A 22,563-nucleotide genomic window follows, 5' to 3' on the forward strand; every position below is an offset into this window, starting at 1 on the left:
CGTCCTCAGCCCCGGCGTACTACTCCCCGAACTTCTGACGCTAGCACGCACCGGCGGGGGCGGGCCCAGTCGCTGGGCCCGCCCCCGCCGGTTCCGTCCCCGGTCCCTCAGCCGACGCGGGTCAGCTTCGCGCCGAAGGACGGTTCGGCCAGATCCTTCTGGAGTGCCACGGGCACCTCGACGGCGCTGCCCTTGCCGTCGCCGACGCTCAGCACGCCGACCTTGGTCCCGGCCTTCGCCGAGTTCGGCAGCGTCTTGCCCTTCTCCGCGTCGAGCTCCAGCTTCACCGTCAGGCCCGACCAGCCGACCGCGGCGACGTCCTTGGTGGCGACCACCGGGGTCGTGCCGCCGAGCCCGTCGTCGACCTGGCCGACCACGTCGCCCTTCTTCACTATGGTCTTGGACTTGAGCGCGCCCTGACCGGCCTCGATGAGCTCCTTGGTGACCCGGGTGACCTCGTCGATGTTGGCCACGCCGTTGTCGCCGTACTGGCCGAGGGTGGCGCCGATGATCGTCTGGCGCTTGCCGTCGATCACCTTCTCCGCGGCGAAGAGGATGTTGCCGCCCGCCGCGGTGGTGGTGCCGGTCTTGATGCCGATGGCGACCGTCGGGATGAGGCCGAAGAAGTTCTTCTGCTTGTCGCCGTTGAGGTCCGTGTAGCTGGGCTGGCGGGAGATCTCGTTGAAGACGGGGTTCTCCATGGCCGCCCGGCCGAGCTTCACGAGGTCCTCGGCGGTGGACACGGTCGTCTTGTCCAGGCCGCTGGGGTCCGTGTAGTGGGTGTTCTTCATGCCCAGCTCCTTGGCGGTCTTGTTCATCTTCGCGACGAACTCGTCCTCGGAGTTGCTCTTGGTGTCCCAGCGGGCAAGGAGCTTGGCGACGTTGTTGGCCGACGGCAGCATGACCGCCTGGAGGGCCTCGTACTCGGAGAGCTTCTGGCCCTCGGTGACCTTGACGACCGACTCGTTGGCGGGCTTGCCCGTCTCGTAGTGCTTCTGCGCGGCGGCGTCGACCGGGATCTTCGGCCCGTCCTCACCCTTCTTCAACGGGTGGTCACGGAGGATCAGGTACACCGTCATGACCTTCGCGATGCTCGCGATCGGCACGGGCTTCTGCTCGCCCGACGTACCGAACGTCCCGATGCCGTTGACGTCCATCGCCGCCTGGCCCTCACCCGGCCACGGCACGGAGGGCTTGCCGCCCTCGAAGGAGACGGTCTCCCGTGCGGTCAGCTCGAGAGTCGGCGTCGGAAGCGGCCGCACGGCCTGTACGACCGCAAACACGACCACCAGGAGCAGTACCAGCGGCGTCCAGATCTTGACCCTGCGCACGGCGGTGCGGACCGGGGTCTCCGGCGGCGGCGGGGTGTTGGTCAGCTCGGCGAGCAGGTCGATCGGCGGCTTGGGCGGCAGGGGCTGTTGCGTCGTCCGCTCTACCGGCGGGGGCGCGGGGGGCCCGTCCGGGGTGGCCGCGGTGGCACCGGTGCCCTTCGCGGGCGCGGCCGGTGCGGGCTTGGGCTCCGCCTTGGCCGCGGGCTTGCCCGCAGGCGCGTCGAGAGGCTTGAGCGCCACGAACTTACTGGTCCGCTCGGCCTCCCCCTCGGCCTTTGCAGCACCCTTTGCATTCGGCTTAGCACGATCGCCGTCGGCGGGCCCGGACCCCTTCCCCTCCCCCTTCTCCGGGCTCGCGAGGTCGCTCAGCTTGAGCATGGTGGTGGCCTGGTCGACCCCCTGCCCGGCGGACTTGTCACCGGACTTCGGGGAGAGGGCCTTGAAGACGGCGGTGGCTTGGTCGACGGCGGGGGCGTCGGCCTTGGCGGAGGCGTCGCCCTTGCCGGGGGCCTCGCTCGTGGCAGGTGCGCTGCCCTTGGCGGGGGCGTCGGCCTTGGCGGAGGCGTCGGCCTTGGCAGGCGCGTCGCCCTTGCCGGGGGCGCTGCTCTTGGCGGATGCGTCGGCCTTGGCAGGCGCATCGGCCTTGCCGGAGGCATTGGACTTGCCGGGGGCCTCGCTCTTGGCGGATGCCTCGGACTTGCCAGATACGTCGTCGTTGCCGGGCGCGTCGCCGTTGGCAGGCGCATCGGCCGCGGCGGACGCGCCGACCTTGCCGGGGGCCTCACCCTTGCCGGGGGCGTCGGACTTGGCGGACGCGCCGGTCTTGCCTGCCGCATCGGCCGCACCAGGCGCTTCCGCCGTGCCGGACGCGTTGCCCTTGCCGTACGTGCCGCCCTTGCCAGGCGCGTCGTTCTTGGCGGGCGCGTCGGCCTTGCCGGACACGTCGTCACCGCCGAACTCGGCGTCCTTGACGGACACATCGGCCTTACCGGAGGCGTCGCCCTGACCAGGCACATCGCCCGAGCCGGACACATTGCCCTTGCCAGACACGTCGCCGTCGCCGAACTCGGCGCCCTTGGCAGGCACATCGGCCTTACCAGAGGCGTCGCCCTGACCAGGCACATCACCCGAGCCGGACGCGTCGCCCGCGCCAGCCGCATCGGTCCTGCCGGAGGCGTCGCCCTTGCCGGGCTCATCGCTTATGCCGGAACCGTCGGCCCCATCAGCCTTGCCCGACGCACCGCCCGTGGCCGAAGCGGCGTCACCGTCGCCCGCGGCCGACGTCGCGTCGTCGCCCTTGGCCGAAGCGGCACCGCCCATGATCAGGGTTCCGTCTCCCTCGGCCGGGGCGGCACCGCCCGTGGCCGAAGCACCAGCACCGTCCCCCGTCGAGGCCGCCGCCCCGGACGAACCGCCCTCTTCGACGGCCGAAACCCCCGCGTCAGCGGAATCGTTGCCCCTACCGGAATCCCCGTCCGGCTCGTCGCCCGCGACCCACGCCGCGACCGCCGCGCGCAGCCGCGCGTCGCCGTTCGCCGGGCCGCCCGCCTCCTCGGACGACGAGTCGTCCTCGGTGACCGCCTTCGTGGAGAAGACCGCCGTCGCCCGGTCCTCCCGCGCCGAAGGCGTATCCCGCGCCACCGCGAGGCGCGGGTCGCGTTCCTCAGGCGTCGGCGCCGAGGACTCCGCAGTCGGGTTCCCCGACGACTTCCGCTGCTCCGACCTGTCGGGGGTCTCGCCCGCCACCGATGCCTCCTCGTACGCCATGCCGTATGCCGTTGGTGAATGCTTGCCGTGCGCCAAAATCCGGCCGGACCCCACTGTCCGAACCGTGTACCAGTGTCCTGTGTGAGGGCTTAACCCCCGTGGTAGACGAGAACGACATACCTACTGGTTCCCGTACTTACCGGTCAGGCACTCTCGACAGATGAATGTGAGAGGGGTCACCCTGTCATTCATCCACGCGGGGAGGCATGGATGGGCAGGAGCCGCAGAACAATTCCGGAGGAGCTTCTGCTGCTCGCTTTGGACCCGGCCACGGGTACCACAGCGCAGCCGCAGTCGCTCGACCTCGGTCTGGCCGGAGCACAGCTAGTGGAGCTGGCGCTGGCCGGACGGATAGCCCCTGACGGGGATCGTATCGCCGTGGTGATGCCACGGCCGACCGGAGATCCGACATTGGACTCCGCACTGGAACTGCTGCGCAGGCGCGGCAGCCCGGTTCGGGCGGTCCACTGGATCGGCGGACCCCGACTGGGGCTTCGCCAGACGTACCTCTCGCACCTGGAGCGATGCGGCATGGTGCATGCCGTGGCGGGCCAGATGTGCGGGGTACTGCCGACGACTCGCTACCAAGCGACGGACACGGCGATCAGCCGGGAAATCAGGTCCCGGCTCGACTCGGCGATCCGCACCGGTGTACCGCCGGACCCGCGGACCGCGGCGCTCGCCGCACTGGCCCACGCGGTCGGTCTCGGCAAGCATCTGTACCCGGGGAACGAAGGGCGTTCATCACGCTCACGCCTCCGGGACCTCATCAGGCACGACCCCATGGGCGGCCTCGTGGCACACGCCGTGATGGACGTCCAGAACGGCGTGGCCGCTCAGCCGCGCCGCAGCGCCGCACCGGCGGGCCCCGCGGGACCCAGCGGTCGGCAGCCGGCCAGGTCGGCACCGGACCCCGCGGGGGTTCCGATGCAGCCTCGCCGAGGATCCATGGCACGCGCCGTGGCCCATTGAGCACCACGTGAGCACCACCCGGCACACACCGATCGGCACCGTCAGGTGACGCCGAGTACCGCTCAGCACCACCCGCACCACCCGCACCACCCGCACCACCCGCACCGCCAGCACCACTCCGTACCGCTCAGCACCATCACGCACGACCACGCACCACCAGCGCCGCACCGCAGTCCCCCAGACCCGGTTCGGGAGCCGCTGGGCCGCGCGGGGCAGTGGTACCGGACGTCCGGACGACGCCCCGGTAGCACCACCCCGCGCGGCCGCACACCCCTTGGCGCCGCAGGGACGGCACGCACCCCTTTCGCGACCGCCCTCTCGTTCGCACATCCGCTGTTTCCCAGCGGTGCCACACCCGTTGGTGGCACTCTGCTGAGCAGCAGATACGCAAAGTAGAGGCATGTAAGCCGGAGGTGCACGTCCCGTGGCGTCCAATGTCAATCCCACCGTCAGGCGACGCCGGTTGGGCCAGGAGCTCCGTCGGCTCCGCGAGCTCAAGGGCATGACGGCCGAGGAGGTCGCCGAGCGCCTGCTCGTCTCGCAGTCGAAGATCAGCCGCCTGGAGAACGGCCGCCGGTCGATCAGCCAGCGCGACGTCCGCGATCTCTGCGGCGTCTACGAGGTCGAGGACGTCCGCATCGTCGACTCCCTCATGCAGATGGCCAAGGATTCGCGCCAGCAAGGCTGGTGGCACTCCTTCGGCGACATCCCGTACAGCGTGTACATCGGTCTGGAGACCGACGCCGCCTCGCTGCGCGTGTACGACCCGCAGGTCGTCCCCGGTCTGCTCCAGACCCGCGCGTACGCGGAGGCGCTGATCACCGGCGCGCTCCCGGAGACCACGCCCACCGACATCGAGAAGCGTGTCCAGGTGCGCATGCGCCGCCAGGACCGCATCGCGGCGCCGGACAATCCGCTGCGCCTGTGGACCGTTCTCGACGAGTCCGCGCTACGCCGCGTCGTGGGTTCCCGGCACCTGATGCGCGACCAGCTGGAGCACCTCGTGGAGCAGTCCCAACTGCCGCACGTGACGGTCCAGGTGATCCCCTTCGACATGGGCGCGCATCCCGGGCTCAATGGGCAGTACGCGATTCTCGAGTTCCCCGACGCGGCCGATTCCAGCGTGGTCTACATCGAGGGCGTCACGAGCGATCTGTACTTGGAGAAGGCGAACGATGTCCAGCAATACAGCGTCATGTACGAGCATTTGCGAGCACAGGCCCTGAACGTGGATCAATCGCGCCAGCTCATCGCGGACATCGCCAAGGAGTACGCCCGCTGACCTCCGCGGTCTCCGGAGACGCCCCTGACGTGCGGAATCATTTATTCCAGCTATCGGTATCCGGCGCGCGTGATGCCGTACGAGCCAGCCCGGCGCGGAAAGTGCCGCACGGTACACCCTTGCCGCGCCGGGGCGGAAGACCCCCCTGGAATATGCCATCCGGTTGAGTGAACGATCCCTTCACGCACCGATGTTGGCGAGTAGCGTCATTCACGCCATCGAGCAAAAGCGTTGGCGCACACCGCACTCTGCGGCGACAGCAACTCGACAACTGGGCAAACCGGAGCAGACATGGCAATTCAGCAAGGCGCGTCGAATTCGTGGGTCAAGTCTTCCTATTCCACCGGAAACGGCGCGTGCGTGGAGGTGAAGTCCCCGCTGCGACAGGGGATTTCGGTGCGTGACTCCAAGGTCGTCGAGGGCCCGGTCCTGGCCTTCCCCACCGCCTCGTGGAACGCGTTCGTCACCGAGGTGAGCCGGGGAGCCGCCGACCTCGGGTGATAGCCCTGGACTCGACCCACGACAACCGCACACAGCAGCACCGGACAGAGCAGTACCGAGCAGTACCGAATGAGCCCTCTCGACTGGCCCGCCGTCCCGGCCGAGGGGGCTCGGCCATGTCTCAGCGCAGTTCGTCCACGTACCGGTCGGTGCCCGGCACCGTCGGAATGAACGGGGCCACCAGCTCCACCCGGCCGAGGCCCGATTCGGCCACCGAGGCGTCCCGCGCGGCGAAGTGCGCCTCCCAGCACTCCCGCGGATCCTCCTGGAGGAACCAGAGCAGCGTCAGCCTGGTGTCCACTCCCTCGACCTGCTTCACGTACGTCATCCGGTCCCCCGGCAGCGGCGTCGGCCTGAAGAGCGTCACCATCGCGGCGGGCGACCCGGCCAGGGCGCGCGGCAGGTGCCGCGAGCGCAGCCACTCCAGCAACTCGGCCCGCTCGGCCGGACCTTCGGCGTCGACGACTTCGAGGACCAGGCCCTTGTACGGGTGGTCCAGCGCGTGGAAGTCGCGCGGGCCCGCCGCGCCGTCCCGGTAGACGGTCGCCTCGTGGTCCTGGAAGGAGGTGAAGACGTGGGTGCGGTCCTGGTAGACGCGGCCGTCGCGGTTGAGCCGCTTGTTGATCCCGACGGTCCACTTCATGTGGTCGTCGTAGCGCCCGTCCGTCACCCAGTACGTGGAGAGGTAGCATCCCGCGGTGACCGGCTCCGCGATCGCGGACTTGTCGGGGTAGCGCAGACGCTGGAGCGCGCGCGTGGCCACCCAGCGGCGCCCCGCGTACATCCAGGGCATGGCCATCGCGCCCGCGTAGTAGTGGTCGTCCTCGTACCAGCGGTTGTACGCGAACTCGTGGCCCGGGTGCGGCTCGACCATGGTGATCAGGGCGTGCCCCGGGTGCACGCCGTAGGGCCCGACGGCGGCCAGCTCCGCGTAGGTGTCGCTGCGGGTGTCCTCGCGGGTGCTCTCGCGGGCGGCCGCGCTGGGGTCATCACTCACGTCTCTCCCCTTCCTTCCTCCGGTGGACGCCCATACTCTGACGCCCCGTCAGCAAAACTGCCAGAGCCGGGAGGCGCCCCATGCCGTCGTCGCTCCTCGAAGGAAAGACCGTCGTCGTCTCGGGCGTCGGCGCCGGGCTCGGCCACCAGGTCGCGGCGGCCGTTGTGCGCGACGGCGGTCGTGCCGTGCTCGGGGCGCGCACGGAGGCGAACCTCGCGAAGTCCGCGGCCGAGATCGACCCCGAGGGGGCCCACACCGCCTACCTCGCCACCGACATCACCGACGCGCGCCAGTGCGAGGCGCTGGCCGGGCTCGCGCGGGAGCGGTTCGGGGGGATCGACGCGGTCGTCCACGTCGCCGCCTGGGACAGCTACTTCGGCGGGATCGAGGACGCCGACTTCGACACCTGGCGGCAGGTCGTCGACGTCAACCTCCTCGGCACGCTGCGGATGACGCGCGCGTGCCTGCCCGCGCTCAGGGAGCGGCGGGGCGGTTCGGTGGTCTTCATCGGGACGCAGTCGGCGATCGCCGCGCCCTCCCAGGTGCGACAGGCCGCGTACGCGGCGTCCAAGGGGGCGCTGACCTCGGCGATGTACTCGCTCGCGCACGAGGTGGGGCCCGACCGGATCCGGGTCAACACGGTACTGCCGGGGTGGATGTGGGGGCCGCCCGTGGAGGCGTACGTCCAGTTCACCGCGCATACCGAGGGCGTTGCGGAGGCGGAGGTTCGTGAGCGCCTCGCCTCCCGGATGGCGCTGCCCGATCTCGCCACCGACGGGGACGTGGCCGACGCCGTCGTCTTCCTCGCGTCCGATCGAGCCCGTGCCATTACAGGGCAGTCCCTGTTGGTCAACGCCGGGGAACTGATGCGCTGAGACGTCGCTTCACACCGCGGGCCGCCTGTGGCTTGTCGCGCGGCTCCCCGCGCCCGTTACGTGGCACCCCCCGGCCCCCATCGAAGCCGTACGGGAATCAACTCCCGTGCGGCTTTTGCGTGTTCGGGGCATGCCATGCTCTGATCACATCCATGAACGTAGGTCAGTAAAGCGAACGATTTTACTCGCTCTTGACTCATCGGGCGGTTGTCCGGGGTGTCCGGCCGAACCCACGATGAGCGGGCACTCGCGGGCCGTTCCCGGGCTCGTCGGCCGGTTCTGGCGAAGTGCGAGCCAGTTATGCGCAGTTCACCAGGCGGACCCCTGGAGGGCCATATGAACAGTCTCGACTGGGCCGTGCTCATCGGCTACTTCGGCGTGATGGTCGCGATCGGCGTGTGGTCCCACAAGCGGGTCGACAACGTCAGCGACTTCTTCACCGCCGGGGGCAAGATGCCCTGGTGGCTCTCGGGCATCTCGCACCACATGTCCGGCTACAGCGCGGTGATGTTCACCGGGTACGCGGGCATCGCCTACACGTACGGCGTGACGTCCTTCGTCACCTGGTCCTTCCCCATCGCGCTCGGCATCGCCATCGGCGCCCGGCTCTTCGCCCCCCGCATCAACCGGCTGCGCTCACGGCTGCACGTGGCCTCCCCGCTCGAATACCTGAAGAACCGCTACAACCTGGGCACCCAGCAGGCGCTCGCCTGGTCCGGCATGCTGCTCAAGATCGTGGACGTGGGCGCCAAGTGGGCCGCGATCGCGACGCTGCTGTCCGTCTTCACCGGGGTCTCGCTCAACCAGGGCATCCTCATCACCGGCGTGATCACGGCGATCTACTGCACCATCGGCGGACTGTGGGCCGACGCCCTCACCGAGCTCGGCCAGTTCATCATCCAACTCCTCGCGGGCATCGCCATGTTCGTCGCGGTCGTCGGCAAGCTCGGTCCGCACGGCGGCTTCTTCGGCGTGTGGGACGAGCCCGAACTCGCCGGTCACGGCAAGCCGCTGGTCGGCCCGTACGGCACGGTGTTCCTGCTCGCGTTCCTCTTCATCAAGCTCTTCGAGTACAACGGCGGCATGCTCAACCAGGCGCAGCGCTACATGGCGACCGCCAACGCCAAGGAGGCCGCGCGCTCCGCGAAGCTCTCCGCGGCCCTGTGGCTCGTCTGGCCCGTGGTGCTCTTCTTCCCGATGTGGATGTCCCCGCTGCTCGTCGACGCGAAGAAGCCCGACGGCTCCGACGCGTACGCCCTGATGACCGAACAGCTCCTGCCGCACGGCCTGTTGGGCCTGGTGATCGTCGGATTCTTCTCGCACACCATGGCCATGTGCTCCTCCGACGCCAACGCGATCGCCGCGGTCTTCACCCGGGACGTGGCGCCCGCGTTCTCCGCGAAGGCCAGGGCCTGGACCGAACGCAAGGGCCTGATCGCCGCCCGGCTGACCACGGTGGTCTTCCTCGGCCTGTCCATGGCGGTGGCCACGCAGGTGAACTCGCCGACCTTCAAGGACATCATCACGGTCGTCATCAAGTGGGTCGCGGGGCTGATGGGCCCGATCGCGATCCCGATGATGCTGGGTCTGCTGCGCACGTTCCGCAAGTCCGGGCCGACGGCGGCGCTGACCAGCTGGGCGGCCGGGCTGTTCGCCTTCTACCTGGTCAACTACCCCATCGACGACGCGGTCGAGGGCGGCGTCGCGCTCCAGTACCAGGTGTCGATCCCGCTGGCCGTCTCGCTCGTCCTCTACGTCGTCATCGGCTTCGTGAAGCCGGAGGACACCCCCGAGCGCGACGCGCTCATCGAGAAGATCAACACGGACGACGACGGTTCGCAGGGAGCGGCCGCCGTGCCCTCCCCCGCGGAGCCTCAGGCGCGCGGATAGCGGGCCAGCCACCCCGGCGAGGAGAGGGCGGGCCCGTGCAGCGCGGGCCCCTGGGTCATCTCCATCGCGAAGTCGTCCGCGAGTTCCAGGATGGTGGCGCGGCCCTCCAGCTCGGTGAGCCATCCTGGCGGCAGGGCCGTCTCGCCGTGCAGCGCGCCGAGCAGCGCCCCGCAGAGCGCGCCCGCCGCGGCCGACGCGCCGCCGTGGTTGACCGCGAGCCGCAGCCCGTGCCGGATGTCCTCGCCGACCAGGGCGCAGTACACGGCGGCGGCGAGCGCGCCCTCGGCCGTGCCGTCCGCCACGAGCTCCTCGACGCGCGCCGGGGTGGGCATGCCCTGGCGTACGGCGCCGAGCGCGTGCCGGAGCGCGTCCGACACGGGCTGCTGTCCCGGCCTCGCGGCGAGCAGGGCCAGGGTCCGCTGGATCGCGCCGTCGAGGGATTCGCCCCGGGCGAGGCCGTGGACGATGACGGTGTGCGCGCCCGCCGCGAGATAGGCGGTGGGGTGGCCGTGGGTCTGGACGGCGCACTCGACGGCGAGCTGGAGGACGAGCCCCGGCTCCCAGCCGACGAGCAGGCCGAAGGGCGCGGACCTGGTGACCGCCTCCGCACCGAGCGCGTCGGGGTTCTTGGGCGCTTCGAGGGTGCCCATCACCTCGTCGGCGAGGCCGAGCAGACAGGCACGGGAGGGGTCGCGCCGCGCGTACAGCCACTCCTCGCGGGCCAGCCAGCCGTCCTCCTCGCGCCGCTCGTCGGGGCCCCAGTCGCTCTGGGTCGCGGCCCAGCGGCGGTAGGCGCGGTGCAGGTCGGTCGGCGGGTGCCAGGCGCCGGTGTCGCGGCGCACCTGGGCGCGTATGAGTCCGTCGACGGTGAACAGGGTCAGCTGGGTGGCCGCGGTGACGGCGCCGCGTCTGCCGTGCGCGGGGGCGGGTTCGGTGAGCCCCTCGGCGCCGTGCGCCTCGCGTATCGCGTCGAGGGAGAGGCCGTCCACGGGCGCCCCGAAGGCGTCCCCCACGGCGGACCCGAGCAGGGTGCCGCGCACCCTGCTGCGGAAGTCCTGCTGCTCGGCGCGGCCCCAGACACCGGTGGCTGCTGCGGTCCCCACCTGGCCCCCTTCCGTGGCTCGACCGGTTGCGACTGCGCAGCACTGTAATCGACCGGGAACGATCGGTTCAGGCGCCAAGTGGTATGCGACGAGTCGCCCCTGAGGTCGCTTTTGAACGACGTTCACGGAGTCCGCGAACCATGTTCATCAGACGTCCAAGAACCGGGCGGTCAGACGTCCGCAGAGCCGGACGCCCGAGCCGCCGCCGGAGCCCCTTCCGCGTACCGCGCGCCGAAGTCGTCCCTGGCCGCGGCGATGCGGGCGAGCCGCGGGCCGAGGCGGGCGCGGTCAGCGCCCGGGGCGTTCAGGAGGTCCGTGAGGAACCCGGCCATCTCCGCGAGGTCGTCCCATTCGAGAGTGGGGAGGCGCGGCCCCAGGACGCCGGCGATGCGGGCGTCGAGCTCGGCCCAGTCGCCCCGCGCCACGGCGATCACGGCGTACAGGAAGTCCAGCCACACCGAGTCGATGCCCGACTCCCCGGCGAGCCGCTCGACCCGGCGCCAGAGCGGGGCCGCGGCGGCCGCGCCCTCGGCGCAGGTCACCACGATGGCGACCATGATGGCGGCGGTCTCCGCGTCCTCGGCGCCCAGCCGCTCCGCCGCGGCGCGCGCCAGCGCCCACTCCCCCCTCCTGAGGTACGCCTTGGACAGCTCCTCCGCGCCGTCGGCGCCCCCGGCGTCCGCGTCGGGCCGCAGGTCGTCGAGTGCCAGGTCGGGACGGCCCCGCCACAGGTGGACGTCGGCCCGCGCGCGGCGTGCCCACTCCGGCTCCGCGCCGCACTCGGCGTAGGCGGCGAGATCGGCGAGCGCCCGCTCGGTCCTGCCGGTGGCCGAGGCGAGCCCGGCCCGCAGGCGCAGGGCCCAGCCCGACCGGGGTTCGAGCGCGAGGGCCCGGTCCAGATCGGCGAACGCCTCGTGGTAGAGGTTCAGTTGGCGCAGCACCAGGCTCCTGCGGCAGAGCGCCGTGTGGTATTCGGGGTCCAGCTCGATGGCCCGGTCCAGATCCGCGCGGGCCTCCTCGTACCGGTCCAGGGAGTAGAGCGCGCCCGCCCGGTAGTACAGGATCCAGTCGGTGTCGGGCGAGAGCTCCTTGGCCCGGTCCGCGTCCGCCAGCGCCCTCTCGTGCTCGCCCATCTCGTGGAGGATCCTGGCCCGGTGGGCGCGCGCCCACGCGTAGTCCGGGGCGAGTTCGAGGGCCCGGTCCAGATCGGCGAGCGCCTCGTCGCGCCGCCCCAGATTGCTCCGCGAAACGCCCCGGCCCGCGTACGCCGCCCAGTTGTCGGCGGCGATGTCGATGGCCTTGTCGTAGTCGGCGAGGGCCTCCTCGTCGCGGTCGGCGACGCGCAGCGCGTTGCCCCGGTCGCAGACCACCCAGCCCAGCGAGGGGGCCAGCTCCACCGCGCGGTTCAGGTCCACCAGAGCGCGGTCGTACTCGTCGAGGTCGACCCGCGTCATGCCCCTGCGGACCAGCGCCCACACGTAGTCGGGGGCGAGCGCGATGGCGCGGTCCAGGTCGGCGAGGGCCGCGTCGTGCCGCCCCTGCGTGTGGTGGAGGCAGCCCCGGCTCGCCAGCGCCTCCTCGTCCGTCGGGTCGAGCTCGACGGCCCGGTCGAGGTCCCGCAGCGCCTCCTCGTAGTGCCCGTTGTTGCGGTGGACCTCGCCCCGCATCGAGTACGTCCTCGCCAGGTCGGGACCCAGCTCCACGGCGCGGTCCAGGCTGGCGAGGGCGGCGGCCTCGTCGTCCATGTACCAGTACGTGACGCCCCTGCCGTAGTGGGTGCGCTCCAGGTCGGGGTCGAGCGCGAAGACCCGGTCGTACTCGGCGAGGGCCTCCGCGTGCAGGCCGCTCTCCCTGAGGTCGCGGGCCCGCACCAGGCGCGCCACCGCCTGGCACGCCGTGTCCAGGCCCGCCCGGTCGAGCAGCAGTTGCAGCGCCGCTGGCCCCGCGCCCTCCCCGAGCGCCGCCAGGAGGTCGCGGCCCCACGCGCCGACCGCCTCGGACTCCGCGTCCTCCCCGGCGTCCACCAGGAGCCTCGCCCACCGCTGGGCCACGCCCCTGCCCACGTCGCACGCCTCGACGACGTCCGCCAGGACGGTCGGCAGCGCCGTCCTCGGCGCCCCGCACAGCAGGTGGTAGGACTCGGCGATACGCAGCTCGCGCCACGCCTCGTCCATCCACAGCTCCTTGAGGTCGCGGCCCCCTGCGGCCGCGGAGCGCCACTGCTCGAACGTCCGGGCGAGGAGCCCGTGCAGCTCGGCCCAGCCGCGCGGCGAGCGGTGGCGCTGGAGGCGCAGCATCGGGGCGCGCACCACGTCGTGGTACTGGAGCCGGTCGCCCCGGTCGCTGACGAACGGCAGGCCGCGCAGCCAGGCGAAGACGCCGGGCACCTCGGCCTCCTGGCACACTCCCGCCACCGCGGCCCCGACCACGTCCGCGTCGAGCCGCCTCGGCAGCGCGCACGCCAGCGCGGACGCCCGGCGCACCGGGTCCTGCTCCCACTTCAGGAACCGCTCCACCGCCGTGACGCTCGGATCGCCCACGTCGTCGGGGTCGGTGGGGCGGTTCTCCGCGAGGGTCGACACGAGGACGGGGAGCCCGCCGGAGAGGCGAAGCACCTCCTCGATCACCGGCTCGGCGACCACGCCCTTGCCCGCGAGCAGGCCGCGGGACTCCTCCTCGGTGAAGGGTCCGAGCGGCACGTCCGTGACGTAGTCCGCGTAGCCGCCCCAGCGGGCGGTGTCGAAGGGCCGCTGGCCCGCCGTGACCACGACGACCTTGGCGGGCAGCGCGCCGTGCCGCTCGGTCGTCATCACCTCGTGCAGCCAGCCGTCGAGGAACAGCGACGTCCTTTCGTACGTGTCGAAGAGCAGCACGATCCACGGCACCGCCTTCGCGGCCCCCGCCAGTTCCCTCAGGAGCACCGGGGTGAGGACGCGCTCGGGGGACAGGACCAGCTGGACGTCCTCCTGATTGCGGAAGCGGGCACTGAGGCTGGCCCTCAACCGGTCGGCGCCCTGGGCGAGTTGGGCCGGGTCGACGGCGCCCGCGAACGCGCCGACGCCCGGCACGAGGCCGAGCCCCACCAGGCTCGCGCGAGCCGCCGTCATGCTGCCCGCGGACGGGGCGGGCTCGGCACCCGGCGCCCCCGACGCACCGGCGGGCGGTACCGCCGGGGCCGACTCCGCCTCGTGGCGGCGCTCGCGATGCGTGGCGAGGATCTGGTCGAGCTCCTTCAACCGCCGCCCCTGCCGCGCGAATTCGGCGCTGATGGCCGCCATCGCCTCGGGGACGCTGCCCACCGACTCGTCGACGTACGCGGTCAGGGCGCCGCGCTCGCGGGCGAGCTGCTCCATCTCGTGCACGAGGGAGGTCTTGCCGACGCCCGCGTTGCCGTGGACGTGGAAGAGGAAACGGTGGCGCAGATCGGCGGGCGGCACGTCGAAGTTCTCGCGGAACGCCGCCAGTTCGCCGCGGCGGCCGATGAATCCGGCCCTGCCCCTGCGGCGGATCAGCTCCTGCATGGACGGCTCCGCCTCGTCGGCCTGCGCCATCGCCCCTCCCCCGTCACCCACTGCCCAGCACTGGCCGGAACGGCCACCAGTTTCCCCTTGTACGGACGAACTCTCCACCGTGGCTAGGCGGTTCGTCCCGTGATCCGCTCCCGCTGCTCGCGCGCCCACGCGTACTCCGTGTCGATCCGCAGCGCCTCGTCCAGTGACGCCACCGCCTCCTCCGTACGGCCGAGTGCCTCAAGGGCCATGGCCCTGCTGCCCCACGCCCACGCGTAGCCGGGGTCGATCGCGAGCGCCGCGTCGTAGGCGGTGACGGCCTCGTCGTGGCGGCCCGCGAAGCGCAGCACGTCGCCGCGCTCGCCGAGGATGCGCGCGCCGTCCGGGTCCAGCTCCTCGGCGCGGTCCAGGTCGGCGAGGGCGCCGGGGACATCGCCGACGGCATGTCTGATGTGGGCCCTGCGGGCGAGCGCCCAGGGGTAGTCGGGCCACAGGGCGAGCGCGCGGTCCAGGTCGGCGAGGGCCTCGTGGGGGTGACCGAGGAGGAACTTCACCTGGCCCCGGCTGCCCAGGGTCAGCGGTTCGCTCGGGTCGATGGCGTGCGCGCGGTCGAGCCAGGGCAGGGCGTCCTCCGGGCGGCCCATGCGCCGGTAGGTCTCGCCCCGGTCGCGCGCCACCCACTCCGCGCCCGGCACCACCTCGTCGGCGGCGTCCAGGTGGTGGAGCGCCGTCTCGTACTCGCCGAGCGCCCGGTAGGTGACGGCGAGGCCGTGGTGGCCCCACGGGTCGGCGGGGTCGAGCGCGATGGCGCGCTCGTGGTCGCCGAGCGCCTCGCGCAGCCGGCCGAGGTGGAAGAGCCGCAGCCCGTGCACGTTGTACGCGGCCACCCGGCCCGCGTCGTCGAGGCCAGGACGGGCCAGGAAGAGATCGAGGAGGTCGAGGGCTCCGGTGCGTTCGTCGGCGAGCGCGGCACGGCAGTCATCCGCCCAGACCCGCAGGTGCTCCGCGTCCGTGTCCTCGGCGGCGTCCGCGACCGCCCCCGCCCATTCGCGGGCGGTCGCGGTGCCCGCGCGGCAGGCCTCGATGCCCTCGCGCAGCACGCCGGGGAGCGCGGCCCTGGGCCCCGCGCACAGCTGGTGGTACAGCTCCTCGACGCGCAGCGCACGCCACGGCGGCCGCATCCAGGGACGGCCCGCCTCGCCCCGCAGCTCCTCCTCCAGAGCGGCGCGGCGGCGCCCGTACAGCTCGGCGACGCGGGTGTGGCCCGAACTCCACAGCGCGGGCTCGGTGGTGCGGCGCAGGCGGAGCATCGGGGTGCGTACGACGTCGTGGTAGCGGGCGACGCCGGTGCGGTCGGCGCGCACGAACGGGAGGGCGCGCAGCCAGCCGTACAGCTCGGCGGGGACCTCGCCGCCCCCGTCGACGGCGGCCCGCACGATCTCCTCGTCGAGCCGCCGGGGCAGCGCGCAGTCCAGGGCGACGGCCCTGCGCACCGGGTCCTGCTCCCACTTCAGGAAGCGCTCCACGGCCGTGGCGCTCGGGTCGCCGACGTCGCCGGGGGCCGCGGGTCCGGTCTCGGCGAGCGTGGAGACGAGCACGGGCAGCCGCCCCGAGAGGCGCAGCACCTCCGTGACCACCGGTTCCTCGGTGACGCCCTTGGCGGTGAGCAGGTCGCGCGCCTCGGCCTCGGTGAAGGGCCGCAGCGGCAGCTCGGCGGCGAAGTCCGCGGCGCCGTCCCAGCGGGCCGGGTCCAGGGGGCGCTGCCCCGCGGTCACCACCACGGCGTTGGCGGGCAGTTCGCCGTGCCGGTCGGTCGTCATCACCTCGTGCAGCCAGCGGTCCAGGAACGGCGCGGTGCGTTCGTAGGTGTCGAAGAACAGCACGAGCCACGGCGCGGCGTCGGCGGCGTCCGCCAGCTCGTCCAGGAACACGGGGGTCAGGACGCGCTCGGGCTCCAGGACCAGGCGGGCGTCCTCCTGGCTGCGGAAGCGCGCCCGCAGCCGGTCGGCGCCGTGCGCGACCCGGTCCGCGTCGACGACCCCGGCGAAGGCCCCCACCACCGGGACCATGCCGAGTCCGACGACGCCGGCGCGGGCCAGCGCGACGCTGCCCGCCGAGGGCACGTCGGGCCCCGGCTCGCGGGCCGCGGCGACGACGGCCTCGTGGGCGCGCTGCCGGTAGGTGGCGAGGGCGCGCTCCAGTGTCTTCAACATGCGTCCCTGCTGGGCGAACTGGGCACCGGCCTCGGCCAGCACGGAGGGGACGTCGACCGTGGCCTCATCGACGTACACGACGAAAGCGCCACGCCCTGTGGCAAGTTGGCACATTTCCCGCACGAGTGAGGTCTTTCCGACACCCGCGGGGCCGTGCACGTGGAAGAGGAAGCGGTGGCGGTCGTCCTCGGGCGGCAGCTCGAAGTTGTCGCCGAACGCGCCCAGTTCGTCGCGTCGCCCCACGAAACCGGCCCGCCGCCGCTGTCGGATGAGCCCCTGCATCGACACCCTTGCCCGCGCCATCAGCCCCTCCGCCGCCGCCCGTTGGACCCCAGTCTCGCGCATGCGTGCCACCGCGCGCGGGCGTCGGCCAGGTGAACGGTGACGGAAAGGCACCGAACACCCACACCACGTACAAGAGACCGCGCGGTGTACAACCATCCCCGCGGGCCGCCCGTCTCCCCCTACGCCACAGCAGTTCCCCACAGGAGGATCAGTGCGCCGCAAGATCATCGTCGCCGTGGCGGTCGCCGCCCTGGCCACGCCGCTCGCCCTCACCGTCACCGCGGGCACCGCGGCGGCCGCGCCCGTGCCGCCCCGCACCCCCGTCGTCGACTTCAACGGCGACGGCTTCGCCGACCTGGCGATCGCCGCGCCGAACGGCACGGTCGACGGCTCCGCCGGCGCCGGATACGTCTCGGTCGTCCTCGGCTCGGCCACGGGCCCCGACGCCGCGCGCCACCAGCTGATCAGCCGCGCGACACCCGGCGTGCCCGGCGACGTCGCGGGCACCTACGCCTTCGGCGCGCAGACGGTCCCCGCCGACCTCGACGCCGACGGCTACACCGACCTGGTCGTGACCAGCGGCGGCGACGGCGCGGACGACACCGTCCTGTGGGGCTCCAAGGACGGCCTGACCGGCCGGGACACGGTCCTGCCCTACCACTACGCGGACTACGCGGCGGGCGACTTCAACGGCGACGGGAAGCGGGACCTCGTCGTCGGCTCCTACCCGAGCGACGACCCGGACGTCGCCGGGATGTCCGTGCTGCGCGGCCCGTTCACGCGGGCGGGCAAGCCCGCGGGCAAGCAGTCGATCGTGACCAGCGACGGCCCGTCGGGCCTGCGGTCCTTCATCGCCGGTGACCTCACGGGCGACGGCATCGACGACATCGTCAGTACGCACGGCTTCGAGGAGATGCAGCACGAGGCGCGCTTCTGGAAGGGCGGCAGGACCGCCGTCAGCGGCACCTCCACGGCGCTGACCACGGCGATCAGCGGAACCGTCGGCGACTTCGACGGCGACGGCTACGGCGATCTGGCCCTGCGCGACATCGGCAGCGTCTCCGAGGTCCCCGACAGCTCCCCCGGCAGCATCCAGATCCAGTACGGCAGCGCGACAGGCCCCTCCGCGCGCAAGAAGGTCATCACGCAGGCGACCGAGGGCGTTCCCGGCGCCAGCGAGGACGACGACGCGTTCGGCGCCTCGCTCAGCGCGGGTGACGTGAACGGCGACGGCAAGGCCGACCTCGCCGTCGGCGTGCCCGGCGAGAGCCTCGGCGACGCCACGGGCACCGGCGCCGTCGTCCTGCTCAAGGGCGCGGCCAAGGCGAGCGGCGGGCTGACCGGCAAGGGCGCGATCGCCTACAACCAGTCCACCGCCGGAGTGCCCGGCGCCTCCGAGGCGGGCGACGACTTCGGCCGCTCGGTGCTCCTCACCGACCTGACCAAGGACGGCAAGGCCGACCTGTCCGTCGGCGCGCCCCTGGAGGACGGCACGTACGCCGACTCCGGCGCCACCTGGCACCTCTTCGGCTCCGCGAGCGGCCTCACCACCACCGGCGCGGCCACGCTCAGCCCGGTCAAGCTCGGCGCACCCGAGAAGACCGCCCGGTTCGGCTACCGCGTCACCGGCTGAACCACACCGACCTCAGCTCTCACACACCTTCTGACACTGGAGGATCAGTGCGTCGCTCCCTCATCGCCGCCGTCGCGGCCGCCGCGCTCGCCACGCCGCTCGCGCTCGTCGCCACCGCGGGCTCCGCGTCGGCCGCGCCCGTGCCGCCGCGCACCCCGGTCACCGACTTCAACCACGACGGCTACGCCGACCTCGCGATCTCCGCGATCGGCGACCCCGAGAGCAACACCCCCGGCCACGTCTCGATCGTCTACGGCTCGGTCAAGGGCCCCGACGTCGCCCACGCCAAGACCATCAGTCGCGCCACCCCTGGCGTGCCGGGCGAGCCCAAGAGCGGCGGCCGGTTCGGCCAGGGGACGGCCACCGCCGACCTCGACGGCGACGGCTACACCGACCTCGTCGTCAACGGCTACGACGGCAAGGCGGTCGTCCTGTGGGGCTCCGCGGCGGGCCTGACCGGCGAGGGCAGCGCCGAACTGCCCTGGATCGGCGCGCGCGTCGCCGCCGGTGACTTCAACGGCGACGGCAAGCGCGACCTGGTCACGGCCGACTACCCGCGCAGCGACGACCCGGACAACGACGACCAGGGCATGACCCTCTCGTACGGCCCGTTCACCCGCGACGGCAAGCCCGCGAGCACCCAGCAGATCGTCACCAGCCAGACCTACGGCCCCGGCGGCTTCGTCACCGGCGACCTCACCGGCGACGGCGCCGACGACATCGTCAGCAACCACGGCTTCGAGGAGATGGCGAACGCCAGCCAGTTCTGGAAGGGCGGCAAGGACGGCGTCAGCACCACCTCGCAGCGGCTCGCGCCCTCCATGGGCGGGGCGATCGCGGACGTCGACAAGGACGGCTACGGCGACCTGATCGTCCGCGACATCGGCGGCAACTTCGAGGACATGCCCTACCAGAAGGGCACGATCCTCATCAAGTACGGGACCGCGACCGGGCCTTCGACGACCCGTACCGCGAAGATCACCCAGGACACGGCGGGCGTCCCCGGCGTCGGCGAGAAGGGCGACGAGTTCGGCGCCGCGATCAGCGCGGGCGACGTGAACGGCGACGGCTACGCGGACGTCGCCGTCGGCATCCCCGGCGAGGACATCGAGTCGGTCGTCAACGCGGGCAGCACCGTCCTCCTCAAGGGCTCGCGCGCGGGCCTGACCGGCACGGGCTCGCAGGCGTTCCACCAGTCCACGACGGGCGTGCCCGGCGCCTCCGAGGAGAGCGACCGCTTCGGCAGCGAGGTCCTGCTCTCCGACACGAACAAGGACGGCAAGGCCGACCTGACGGCGACCGCTCCCTACGAGGACGGGGCGTACGCCGACTCCGGCGCCGCGTGGCACCTGCGGGGCTCAGCGGGCGGTCTGACCGTCACGGGCATCACGTCCTTCGGGCCCGCCGCGGTCGGCGTGCCGGAGAAGCAGGCCCTGTTCGGCGAGCCGCTGGGGCACTGACCCGCGCGCCCCCGGCGGGGGTGTCCCGCCGGGGGCGCCCCCGCTCAGCTGTCCAGCACCGGCAGCAGGTCCGGCAGGTGCCCGTCCGACGCCAGCGCGGCCCGCTGCCGCTCCTGCGGCACCTCGCCGTACAGCGTCGTACGCGGCTTCGCGGGCCTGCCCGCCGCGTCGGCGATGGCGATGAGGTCCTCGATCGAGCGGTACGAGCCGTAACTGGAGCCCGCCATGCGGGAGATGGTCTCCTCCATCAGCGTGCCGCCCAGGTCGTTCGCGCCCGACCTCAGCATCTCGGCGGCGCCCTCCTGGCCGAGCTTGACCCAGCTGGTCTGGATGTTGGGGATGTGCGGGTGCAGCAGGACGCGCGCCATCGCGGTCACCGCGCGGTTGTCGCGGGTCGTCGGGCCCGGACGTGCGATACCCGCGAGGTAGACCGGCGCGTTGGTGTGGATGAAGGGCAGCGTCACGAACTCCGTGAAGCCGCCGGTCTCTTGCTGGATCTCGGCCAGGGTGCGGAAGTGGCCGAGCCAGTGGCGCGGCTGGTCCACGTGCCCGTACATCATCGTCGAGCTCGACCGGATGCCGAGCTCGTGCGCGGTCTTGATGACCTCGATCCAGGTGGCCGTCGGCAGCTTGCCCTTGGTGAGGACCCAGCGCACCTCGTCGTCGAGGATCTCGGCGGCCGTGCCGGGGATCGAGCCGAGCCCGGCCTCCTTGGCGGCGGTCAGCCACTCGCGGATCGAGAGCCCGGTCCTGGTCGCGCCGTTGACGACCTCCATCGGCGAGAAGGCGTGCACGTGCATGCCGGGCACGCGCTCCTTCACCGCACGCGCGATGTCGAAGTAGGCGGTGCCCGGCAGGTCGGGGTGGATGCCGCCCTGCATGCAGACCTCGACCGCGCCGACGTCCCACGCCTGCGCGGCCCGGTCGGCGACCTGGTCCAGGGAGAGGGTGTAGGCGTCCGCGTCCGTCCTCCTCTGCGCGAAGGCGCAGAAGCGGCAGCCGGTGTAACAGACGTTGGTGAAGTTGATGTTGCGCGTGACGATGTACGTGACGTCGTCGCCGTTGACGCTCTTGCGGATGTCGTCCGCGATGCCGCACAGCGCGTCGAGCGCGGGCCCGTCGGCGTGAAGCAGCGCGAGCGCCTCGTCGTCGGTGAGCTTCGTCGGGTCGTCGGCGGCCTGCTTCAGGGCGGTGCGCACGTCGCCGTCGATGCGCGAGGGCACCATGCCGGGCGCCGCCTGCTCGCGCAGCGCGTCCCAGTCGCCGTACACCTCGTCGAAGTCGTCGCGCCGGTCGGCGGTGCGCCCGGTGGTGTCGATGGTGCGGTGCAGGTCGGTGCGGCCGCCTGCCGCGACATAGCCCTCGTCGGGCTCCTGCCAGGGGTGGCCCTCGACGGTGGCGTCGGGGAGGGCGAGGCCGGTCTCCGGGTCGGCGAGGGCCCGCACGTGCGGCAGGAGGCGCGGGTCGAGCCAGGGCTCGCCCCGTCGTACGAACTCGGGGTAGACGCAGAGGCGTTCCCGGAGCGTGAAGCCCTCCGCCGCCGACCGCTCGGCGAGCTCGTCGATGCCCGGCCACGGCTTCTCGGGGTTGACGTGGTCGATGGTGACGGGCGAGACGCCGCCCCAGTCGTCGATGCCCGCGCCGATGAGGCGCTGGTACTCGCCGTCGACGAGGTTCGGCGGGGCCTGGATGTTGCCCGAGGGGCCCATGATGTGCCGGGCGACGGCGACGGTGGCGACGAGGTCGTCGAGTTCGGCGTCGGGCATGCCGCGCATCGCCGTGTCCGGCTTGGCGCGGAAGTTCTGGATGATCAGCTCCTGGACGCCGTGGTACGACCGCGCGACGCGGCGCAGCGCGAACAGCGAGTCGGCGCGCTCCTCGTACGTCTCGCCGATGCCGATGAGCAGCCCGCTGGTGAACGGCACGGAGGAGCGGCCCGCGTCCTCGAGGACCCGCAGGCGTACGGCGGGCTCCTTGTCGGGCGAGCCGTAGTGCGGCTGGCCCGGCTCGGACCACAGGCGCTCGGAGGTGGTCTCCAGCATCATCCCCATGCTGGGCGCGACCGGCTTGAGCCGCTGGAAGTCCGTCCAGGTGAGCACGCCCGGGTTGAGGTGCGGAAGCAGGCCCGTCTCCTCGAGGATGCGGATCGAGATGGCGCGGACGTAGGCGATGGTGTCGTCGTACCCCTCGGCCTCCAGCCACTCGCGCGCCTCGGGCCAGCGGTCCTCCGGCTTGTCGCCGAGGGTGATCAGCGCTTCCTTGCAGCCCAGTGCGGCGCCCTTGCGCGCGATGTCGAGGACCTCGTCGGGGGACATGAACATCCCGTGGCCCTCGCGGCGCAGCTTGCCGGGGACGGTCACGAAGGTGCAGTAGTGGCACTTGTCGCGGCAGAGCCTGGTGAGCGGGATGAACACGCTCTTCGAGTACGTGATGACGCCCGGGCGGCCCGCGGCCTCGAGTCCCGCGTCGCGCACCCGCGCCGCCGACGCCGTGAGGTCGTCGAGGTCCTCGCCGCGCGCCTGGAGCAGCACGGCGGCCTCCGTCACGTCGAGCGCGACACCGTCCCTGGCCCGCCTGAGCGCGCGCCGCATGGCGTTGGCGGTGGGTCGTCCGGCCTCGGGTGGCTGCGCGCTGTTGGTCATGTCTCCGAGCATACGAGCGACAACACGTGACTCCTACAGATACTTCCGCTCACCGGTCCCCGCCTCTCCCGCTGCCCGATTCCGGGTCAGCGCCCGCCTTCCG

13 protein-coding genes are annotated in these 22,563 nt (G+C 72.2%); 7 read left to right on the plus strand and 6 right to left on the minus strand.

The annotated features are described in order from the left end of the window. Nucleotides 1-107: 107 nt before the first annotated feature. Complete coding sequence (locus tag KY5_RS17625) at nucleotides 108-3,098, minus strand: D-alanyl-D-alanine carboxypeptidase (RefSeq protein ID WP_234362770.1); 2,991 nt, start codon at nucleotides 3,096-3,098, stop codon at nucleotides 108-110. Between the two features lie 210 nt (nucleotides 3,099-3,308). Between KY5_RS17625 and KY5_RS17630 the strand changes: the two genes are divergently transcribed. From KY5_RS17630 to KY5_RS17640, 3 genes are all read left to right on the plus strand, one after another. Beyond that, nucleotides 3,309-4,070 (plus strand): GOLPH3/VPS74 family protein, encoded by a 762-nt coding sequence (locus tag KY5_RS17630; protein ID WP_055543734.1) that lies wholly within the window; start codon nucleotides 3,309-3,311, stop codon nucleotides 4,068-4,070. 424 nt (nucleotides 4,071-4,494) lie between these two features. Further along, nucleotides 4,495-5,352, plus strand: coding sequence for a helix-turn-helix domain-containing protein (locus KY5_RS17635; RefSeq protein WP_098243154.1), 858 nt, complete (start codon nucleotides 4,495-4,497; stop codon nucleotides 5,350-5,352). 291 nt (nucleotides 5,353-5,643) lie between these two features. Next, nucleotides 5,644-5,853, plus strand: coding sequence for a DUF397 domain-containing protein (locus KY5_RS17640; protein WP_055543736.1), 210 nt, complete (start codon nucleotides 5,644-5,646; stop codon nucleotides 5,851-5,853). Between the two features lie 121 nt (nucleotides 5,854-5,974). On the opposite strand, the gene KY5_RS17645 is transcribed toward KY5_RS17640, so the two are convergent. Beyond that, nucleotides 5,975-6,850, minus strand: a complete 876-nt coding sequence (locus KY5_RS17645) for a hypothetical protein (protein WP_098243155.1) — start codon at nucleotides 6,848-6,850, stop codon at nucleotides 5,975-5,977. A gap of 80 nt (nucleotides 6,851-6,930) precedes the next feature. Between KY5_RS17645 and KY5_RS17650 the strand changes: the two genes are divergently transcribed. After that, nucleotides 6,931-7,725 carry an SDR family oxidoreductase gene (locus KY5_RS17650; RefSeq protein ID WP_098243156.1) on the plus strand — a complete coding sequence of 265 codons (795 nt, stop codon included), beginning with the start codon at nucleotides 6,931-6,933 and terminating at the stop codon, nucleotides 7,723-7,725. A 336-nt stretch (nucleotides 7,726-8,061) separates the two neighbouring features. Beyond that, nucleotides 8,062-9,615 (plus strand): sodium:solute symporter family protein, encoded by a 1,554-nt coding sequence (locus KY5_RS17655; protein ID WP_098243157.1) that lies wholly within the window; start codon nucleotides 8,062-8,064, stop codon nucleotides 9,613-9,615. On the opposite strand, the gene KY5_RS17660 is transcribed toward KY5_RS17655, so the two are convergent. The 3 genes from KY5_RS17660 to KY5_RS17670 form a co-directional block, all read right to left on the minus strand. Beyond that, nucleotides 9,600-10,718, minus strand: coding sequence for an ADP-ribosylglycohydrolase family protein (locus KY5_RS17660; RefSeq protein ID WP_098243158.1), 1,119 nt, complete (start codon nucleotides 10,716-10,718; stop codon nucleotides 9,600-9,602). The two genes, KY5_RS17655 and KY5_RS17660, sit on opposite strands and share 16 nt — an antisense overlap. Before the next feature lie 170 nt (nucleotides 10,719-10,888). After that, a complete protein-coding gene (locus KY5_RS17665; protein ID WP_098243159.1) occupies nucleotides 10,889-14,269 on the minus strand; it encodes a tetratricopeptide repeat protein in 3,381 nt (1,126 codons plus the stop codon). A gap of 83 nt (nucleotides 14,270-14,352) precedes the next feature. Further along, nucleotides 14,353-16,785: a tetratricopeptide repeat protein gene (locus tag KY5_RS17670; RefSeq protein ID WP_234362771.1), complete on the minus strand. Its 2,433-nt coding sequence runs from the start codon at nucleotides 16,783-16,785 to the stop codon at nucleotides 14,353-14,355. 151 nt (nucleotides 16,786-16,936) lie between these two features. On the opposite strand from KY5_RS17670, the gene KY5_RS17675 reads away from it, so the two are divergent. Further along, on the plus strand, nucleotides 16,937-18,358 hold the full coding sequence (locus KY5_RS17675; RefSeq protein ID WP_098243161.1) for an FG-GAP-like repeat-containing protein: 1,422 nt from the start codon (nucleotides 16,937-16,939) through the stop codon (nucleotides 18,356-18,358). A 47-nt stretch (nucleotides 18,359-18,405) separates the two neighbouring features. Continuing rightward, nucleotides 18,406-19,818, plus strand: coding sequence for an FG-GAP and VCBS repeat-containing protein (locus tag KY5_RS17680; protein WP_098243162.1), 1,413 nt, complete (start codon nucleotides 18,406-18,408; stop codon nucleotides 19,816-19,818). Between the two features lie 44 nt (nucleotides 19,819-19,862). On the opposite strand, the gene KY5_RS17685 is transcribed toward KY5_RS17680, so the two are convergent. Further along, complete coding sequence (locus KY5_RS17685) at nucleotides 19,863-22,460, minus strand: bifunctional FO biosynthesis protein CofGH (RefSeq protein WP_234362772.1); 2,598 nt, start codon at nucleotides 22,458-22,460, stop codon at nucleotides 19,863-19,865. Between the last annotated feature and the right edge of the window lie 103 nt (nucleotides 22,461-22,563).

This window comes from Streptomyces formicae (genome assembly GCF_002556545.1).
In the GTDB taxonomy this organism is placed as follows: domain Bacteria; phylum Actinomycetota; class Actinomycetes; order Streptomycetales; family Streptomycetaceae; genus Streptomyces; species Streptomyces formicae_A.

What these genes read in the sequence shown, in the direction of transcription:
- KY5_RS17625 (WP_234362770.1), bottom strand. Translation starts at nt 3,098, where the DNA reads ATGGCGTACGAGGAGGCATCGGTGGCGGGCGAGACCCCCGACAGGTCG.
- KY5_RS17630 (WP_055543734.1), top strand. Translation starts at nt 3,309, where the DNA reads ATGGGCAGGAGCCGCAGAACAATTCCGGAGGAGCTTCTGCTGCTCGCT.
- KY5_RS17640 (WP_055543736.1), top strand. Translation starts at nt 5,644, where the DNA reads ATGGCAATTCAGCAAGGCGCGTCGAATTCGTGGGTCAAGTCTTCCTAT.
- KY5_RS17650 (WP_098243156.1), top strand. Translation starts at nt 6,931, where the DNA reads ATGCCGTCGTCGCTCCTCGAAGGAAAGACCGTCGTCGTCTCGGGCGTC.
- KY5_RS17655 (WP_098243157.1), top strand. Translation starts at nt 8,062, where the DNA reads ATGAACAGTCTCGACTGGGCCGTGCTCATCGGCTACTTCGGCGTGATG.
- KY5_RS17665 (WP_098243159.1), bottom strand. Translation starts at nt 14,269, where the DNA reads ATGGCGCAGGCCGACGAGGCGGAGCCGTCCATGCAGGAGCTGATCCGC.
- KY5_RS17670 (WP_234362771.1), bottom strand. Translation starts at nt 16,785, where the DNA reads ATGCGCGAGACTGGGGTCCAACGGGCGGCGGCGGAGGGGCTGATGGCG.
- KY5_RS17685 (WP_234362772.1), bottom strand. Translation starts at nt 22,460, where the DNA reads ATGACCAACAGCGCGCAGCCACCCGAGGCCGGACGACCCACCGCCAAC.